The sequence below is a fragment of the Bacteroides sp. 3_1_23 genome, assembly GCF_000162555.1.
GTDB classification, from domain to species: domain Bacteria; phylum Bacteroidota; class Bacteroidia; order Bacteroidales; family Bacteroidaceae; genus Bacteroides; species Bacteroides ovatus.
In genome coordinates this window covers 649,866-656,352 of sequence record NZ_GG774949.1, presented here as the reverse complement: position 1 = coordinate 656,352, position 6,487 = coordinate 649,866, and the positions used below count along the sequence as shown (strand labels likewise).

The 6,487-nt window shown below is 42.0% G+C and carries 3 protein-coding genes; all 3 read left to right on the top strand.

The features are described from left to right. The first annotated feature begins 383 nt into the window (after positions 1 to 383). The 3 genes from HMPREF9010_RS21660 (at position 384) to HMPREF9010_RS21670 (ending at position 6,462) form a co-directional block, all read left to right on the top strand. On the top strand, positions 384 to 1,412 hold the full coding sequence (locus HMPREF9010_RS21660; RefSeq protein ID WP_008646811.1) for a Fic family protein: 1,029 nt from the start codon (positions 384 to 386) through the stop codon (positions 1,410 to 1,412). 188 nt (positions 1,413 to 1,600) lie between these two features. Continuing rightward, a complete protein-coding gene (locus HMPREF9010_RS21665; protein WP_008646809.1) occupies positions 1,601 to 3,250 on the top strand; it encodes a DUF6377 domain-containing protein in 1,650 nt (549 codons plus the stop codon). Between the two features lie 212 nt (positions 3,251 to 3,462). Further along, positions 3,463 to 6,462: a SusC/RagA family TonB-linked outer membrane protein gene (locus tag HMPREF9010_RS21670; RefSeq protein ID WP_008646808.1), complete on the top strand. Its 3,000-nt coding sequence runs from the start codon at positions 3,463 to 3,465 to the stop codon at positions 6,460 to 6,462. The last annotated feature ends 25 nt before the right edge of the window (positions 6,463 to 6,487 follow it).

Here is a 6,487-nt window from a genome sequence, read left to right as displayed (position 1 = left end):
TTAAAAACTCAATCATCTTTTTCAGATTTACCACAACGTTTCCAGAATACTTCATTATTTTATTCAAAACCGTACAGAGAATGAGCCAAACCCGTACGTAAATAAACTATTTCACCACAGAGGACAGTCAGAAGATCCATACTGAACAGATGAGATTATCTGAAATCCAGAATAAAGAATTACAGGATAAAATTGCTGTGATAAATAAGAATTCTGAAGAATAGATCAAAGCAATGCAGAAACAATATGAGACTACTAACAGGTAGCTGAAGATTTTTATATCGGCTCAAAAGAGTCCTATACACTGTAATTATTGGCTCATTTTGAGCCGATATATTAATAATATTATGTATTTTTGAGCCGATATAATCAACTAAATAGCAATGGAAGAAGAAATTCAACAATATCTTCGTTTTCATCCTCTATCTTCTAGGTCAGAATTAATGGAGGGAGTGAATACTAAAGTAAGTGTCGCCACATTCAAGCGTTTATTAGCTGCCATGATTTCCGCTGGAAGTATTGAAGTCATAGGGCAAGGACCTGCCACATGTTATAAACTAACACCACAAACGTTTGTTACAAGTTATTTCGACTTAGAATCATACTTTCGGAAAGAAGTTGATGAGCGTGAAATTCAACAAGCTTTCAATTTCAGCCTTATTCCTGATATATTGCCTAATGTTGACCCTTTCACGATGGACGAACGGAAACATTTAACGGCTCTTCAAGAAACGTTTAGAAGAAATGTATTAGAAATGACAGACGGAGAGTACCGGAAAGAAATGGAAAGGTTAGGTGTGGATCTTAGTTGGAAGTCTTCTCAAATTGAAGGGAACACATATAATCTTCTTGAAACGGAAAGACTTTTGCTGGAAAAAGAAGAAGCAAAAGGTAAAACTAAAGAAGAAGCCATTATGCTACTAAATCACAAGGAAGCTCTTGATTTTATTTTAGATAATCCTGATTATCTTCAGTATTTATCAATAAGAAAGATTGAAGACATTCATAGTATCCTTATTAAAGAACTGGGAGTTGAGCGTCATATTCGTTCTCGGCGTGTTGGTATTACGGGTACGAATTATCGTCCACTTGATAATGAATATCAAATAAGAGAAGCTATGGAAGACACTTGTCAATTAATTAATAATAAGCAGAGTATCTTTGATAAAGCTTTCCTAGCTTTAGTTCTGTTATCTTACATTCAGCCATTTGCTGATGGTAATAAACGTACTGCCCGTATAACAAGTAATGCAATACTTATAGCCAACGGTTATTGTCCTTTATCATTTCGTTCAGTTAATTCTATCGACTATAAGAAAGCTATGTTAGTTTTCTATGAACAAAATAATATATATCCATTTAAGAAAATATTTATAGAACAGTTTGAATTTGCTGTGAATACATACTTTTGAATTTATCTGTATATTGATGGTTGTTCCAACGATAACATTATTATAAATATAATAATTATGTTCATAATAAATTTGTAATGCTTCCTGTTTTAATACAAGATTGTTCATTCCGTCTGCAATAATTTTCTCCTGAAAGCCGGAAGTTTCTGAAAGACTTTTATCTTTGCAACTATAATACATACGGCACTATGAAAAAAGTGATTCTGATTTTTGTGACAATTGTCCTTTCCGGTCTGCTTTATGCAAAAGATAATAAGAGTACCGATGCGTTACTTCGTGAGATTGATGGTATCATTAAAAACCGTCAGACCTATGGAGCGGAAAAGGAGGCGCGTATCGCTGACCTGAAGAAATTGTTGGCGGAGGCTACTTCCGATGAACAACGATATGGTTTTTGCGGACGTCTTTTCGATGAATACCGGGCTTATAATCTGGATTCGTCTTTTGTCTATGCTCAACGGAAAGAGGAACTGGCGCATCGCATGGATAAACTGGATTACCTGGATGATGCTGCCATGAATATGGCGGAAGTGATGGGAACTACCGGAATGTATAAAGAAGCGTTGGAACTATTGGGGCAGATTGATAAGAAAACGCTGCCCGATTATCTCTATGGTTATTATTATCATTTGTATCGCACTATTTACGGCTTGATGGGAGATTATGCCGTTACGGAGAAAGTCAAGAAAGAGTATTATCGAATGACGGATCTGTATCGTGACTCTCTTCTGCAGGTCAACGCTTCCGACTCTTTGGGACACGTATTGGTGATGGCGGATAAGTGCATCGTACATGCTCAATACAATGAAGCCATCCGTATGCTGATGGAATATTACAACAAACCTTCTTTGGATGACCATTCAAAAGCAATGCTTACTTATACTCTCTCCGAGGGTTACCGGTTGAAAGGCGACAAGCAGGGGCAAAAACATTACCTGGCCCTTTCGGCTATTGCCGACCTAAAATCGGCAGTAAAGGAATATGTATCTTTGCGCAAACTCGCTTCCCTTGTCTACGATGAAGGGGATATTGACCGTGCCTACAATTACCTGAAATGCTCCTTAGAGGATGCCACTCTTTGTAATGCCCGCCTTCGTACGTTAGAAATCTCGCAAGTCTTTCCTATCATTGATCAGGCTTACCAATTGAAAACCAAACGGCAGCAGCAGGAGATGAAAGTATCATTGATTTGTATCAGTTTGCTTTCCGTATTTTTGTTGGTTGCCATTTTCTTCGTTTACAAGCAGATGAAAAAGGTTGCTGCCGCACGTCGCGAAGTGGTCGATACCAATACGTTGTTGCAAGAACTGAACGAAGAACTTCACGACTCCAACTCGCAACTGAAAGAGATGAACCATACGCTTTCGGAAGCCAACTATATCAAGGAGGAATATATCGGCCGATATATGGACCAATGCTCCACTTATCTCGACAAGATGGATTTATACCGTCGTTCCCTGAATAAAATTGCCGCTGCCGGAAGAGTGGAAGAACTATATAAAGCCATTAAATCTTCTCAATTCCTTGACGAAGAACTGAAAGAGTTTTATGCAAACTTCGACATGACTTTCCTGCAACTCTTCCCCAATTTTGTGGAGGAATTTAATGCGCTGCTCACAGAACCCATGCAACCCAAACCGGGAGAACTGTTGAACACCGAACTCCGTATCTTTGCCCTTATCCGGCTGGGGATTACGGACAGTACCAAGATAGCGCAATTCCTCCGTTATTCCGTGACTACCATTTATAATTACCGGACCCGTGTCCGTAACAAAGCTTTGGGAGAAAGAGATGAATTTGAGACTAAAGTAATGCAAATAGGGAAGGTGGAAGAATAAGAAAATCACTACTTTTTTAGTCTGACTTCTATTTTATAACGTTCTTATATTTAGTGGTTTATGCTGTGAGACACTGTATAAATCACTATATTTTTGCTATCTGCTTTAAGAAGCAGTATGAAATGTGGATACTTTTGTTTCACGGTCATTTCAGCAATGACACAGAGAACGAAAACAAAAGTAACCCTAATATTAACTTTAAATTAATGTACATGAAACAGAGTATGAAGTCGAAAGGCTTTGAACGCCGCCTCTTATTAATAATGTGGGGCTTGTTCCTATCTCTTAGTGCATTCGCACAACAGATTTCAATAAAAGGACATGTAGTAGATGCCACGGGTGAACCGGTGATCGGTGCCAGTGTGGTGGAAGGACGTACAACGAATGGTACGATAACCGATGTAGACGGTAATTTCTCATTAAGCGTTCCGGCTAACAGCACGCTGACTATCTCTTTTGTCGGCTATAAAACGCAGACTGTTCCGGTGAACGGGAAAAACTCGTTGAAAGTAACCTTGCAGGAAGATACGGAAGTATTGGACGAAGTTGTTGTAGTAGGTTACGGAACGATGAAAAAGAGCGATTTGACTGGTGCCGTATCTTCTGTCGGAGTGAAGGACATCAAAGACTCTCCGGTAGCTAATATCGGTCAGGCAATGCAGGGAAAAGTATCCGGCGTGCAGATAATCGATGCCGGTAAGCCGGGTGATAATGTCACCATTAAAATCCGTGGTTTGGGTACGATCAATAACAGTAACCCGCTGATTGTCATTGACGGAATTCCTACCGACTTGGGATTGTCTTCCTTGAATATGGCTGATGTGGAACGGGTAGACGTATTGAAAGATGCTTCGGCAACAGCTATCTATGGTTCGCGTGGTGCCAACGGTGTGGTGATGATTACCAGCAAACGTGGTGCCGAAGGTGCCGGAAAAGTAACGGTAAACGCAAACTGGGCTATTCAGAACGCTACTAAAGTGCCCGATATGCTGAATGCTGTGCAATATGCCGCTTTGAGCAATGATATGCTGTCTAATAATGATGATAATACAAACCCTTATTGGGCAGACCCTTCTTTATTGGGAACAGGAACGAACTGGCTGGATGAGATGCTACGTACGGGAGTGAAACAAAGCTATTCGGTTAGCTATTCCGGTGGTACGGAAAAGGCACATTACTATGTATCCGGCGGTTTCCTCGACCAGTCCGGTATCGTGGAAAGCGTTAATTACCGTCGTTTCAACTTTCAGGCAAATAGTGATGCCCAGGTCAATAAATGGTTGAAGTTCACTACTAACCTGACATTCAGTACGGACGTGAAAGAAGGAGGAAGCTATAGCATCGGAGATGCGATGAAAGCACTTCCCATCCAGCCGGTGAAGAATGAAGACGGTAGCTGGAGCGGTCCCGGACAGGAAGCGCAATGGTATGGAAGTGTCCGCAATCCGATCGGTACGTTGTACATGATGACGAACGAGACGAAAGGATATAACTTTCTGGCAAATATCACCGGAGAGATTGCCTTTACCAAATGGTTGAAGTTGAAAAGCACCTTCGGTTATGACGCCAAATTCTGGTTTGTAGACAACTTTACTCCGGCTTACGACTGGAAACCGAATCCGGTAGAAGAATCTTCCCGCTATAAGAGTGACAACAAATCATTTACCTACCTGTGGGATAATTATTTTGTATTCGACCATACTTTCGCCCAAAAACATCGTGTAGGGGTGATGGCAGGTTCTTCCGCCCAGTGGAACAACTATGATTACCTGAATGCTCAAAAGAATATCTTCATGTTTGATAATATCCATGAGATGGACAACGGCGAGAAGATGTACAGCATCGGTGGCAGCCAGAGCGACTGGGCACTGCTCTCTCTGATGGCACGTCTCAACTATTCTTACGAAGATAAATACCTGCTTACAGCCACTGTGCGCCGTGACGGTTCCTCCCGCTTCGGTAAGAACAACCGTTGGGGAACATTCCCTTCCGTTTCTCTGGCATGGCGTATTTCGCAGGAAGAATGGTTCCCGAAAGACAACTCTCCGGTGAATGACCTCAAACTGCGTATCGGATACGGTGTGACCGGTAATCAGGAAATTGGTAACTACGGCTTTGTGGCTTCCTATAATACGGGAGTTTATCCTTTCGGCAACAACAACTCCACCGCTTTGGTATCTACCACCCTTTCCAATCCGAATATTCATTGGGAAGAGGTACGCCAAACCAACTTCGGTGTGGATATGAGTCTGTTCAATTCACGTGTCAACCTTTCGCTGGATGCCTACATCAAAAAGACGGCAGACATGTTGGTGAAAGCTTCCATCCCTATCACCTCCGGTTTTGAAGATACTACTGAAACCTTTACCAATGCCGGCAAAATGCGCAACAAAGGAGTGGAAATGACCCTGCGCACCATCAACCTGAAAGGTCTTTTCTCTTGGGAATCTGCTTTAACGGCCACCTATAACAAGAATGAAATTCTGGACCTGAACAGCGAAACTCCGATGTTTATCAATCAGATGGGTAACTCATACGTGACTATGCTTAGAGCCGGTTATCCGATCAATGTATTCTACGGATACGTGACCGACGGACTTTTCCAAAACTGGGAGGAAGTAAACCGCCACGCCACCCAACCGGGAGCAGCTCCGGGGGATATCCGTTTCCGGGATTTGAATAACGATGGAGTCATCAATGATGAAGACCGTACCGTTATCGGCAACCCGAATCCGAACTGGTTCTTCTCTTTAAGCAATAATTTCTCTTATAAGGGATGGGAACTCTCCGTTTTCCTGCAAGGCGTATCGGGAAACAAGATTTATAACGCCAACAATGTTGACAACGAAGGAATGGCAGCCGCTTACAACCAAACCACAGCCGTATTGAACCGCTGGACGGGTGAAGGTACCAGCAACTCTATGCCCCGCGCCATTTGGGGAGACCCGAACCAGAACTGCCGTGTATCCGACAGGTTTGTGGAAAACGGTTCCTATCTCCGTCTGAAGAACATCACGCTTTCGTATACACTGCCTAAAAAGTGGATGCAAAAGATTCAACTGGAAAATGCCCGCATCTCTTTCTCTTGCGAGAATGTGGCAACTATCACCGGATATTCCGGCTTCGACCCGGAAGTGGATATTAATGGCATCGACAGCAGCCGTTACCCGATTTCACGTACTTTCAGTATGGGCTTGAACTTTAACTTTTAAATCAGGAGAAAGAATATGAAAAAGA